The organism is Burkholderia ubonensis (assembly GCF_902833085.1).
Classification (GTDB): domain Bacteria; phylum Pseudomonadota; class Gammaproteobacteria; order Burkholderiales; family Burkholderiaceae; genus Burkholderia; species Burkholderia ubonensis.
Genome location: NZ_CADFEB010000028.1, coordinates 1 through 474 on the forward strand (window position 1 = coordinate 1; position 474 = coordinate 474).

The 474-nt window shown below is 49.6% G+C and carries 1 tRNA gene; it reads right to left on the reverse strand.

What is annotated here, in order from left to right:
- Window positions 1–313: 313 nt before the first annotated feature.
- Window positions 314–389: transfer RNA gene (locus HWX31_RS34670), tRNA-Ala, on the reverse strand.
- Between the last annotated feature and the right edge of the window lie 85 nt (window positions 390–474).

A 474-nucleotide genomic window follows, 5' to 3' on the forward strand; every position in this document is an offset into this window, starting at 1 on the left:
CAAGGCATCCACCACATGCACTTGTTCGCTTGACCCTATAACGAGTCTGTCTCGTTACAGGTTGAGTTCTCGCGTTGTGCCGTATTCCAAGTATGAGTTCAACCTTGCGGTTCGAATCATCTTGAGATACATCGATACAATCACAACCCGGATAGTTTCCACGTCCATCTCAAGACGCTTCCGCTATCCAAATTACTTACTTCTTCCAGATTGTTAAAGAACGACAGCCGATATGGTGTTACTCATATCACTCTGACTGGCTCAATCGCCAATGACAAACGTTCGATCAAGTCGAACGCTTGTCATTGAAGATTGGTGGAGGCAGACGGGATCGAACCGACGACCCCCTGCTTGCAAAGCAGGTGCTCTCCCAGCTGAGCTATGCCCCCATACAGAGACTTCCCAGGTTTCCACGTCAGACAATGGTGGGTCTGGTTGGATTCGAACCAACGACCCCCGCCTTATCAAGACGGT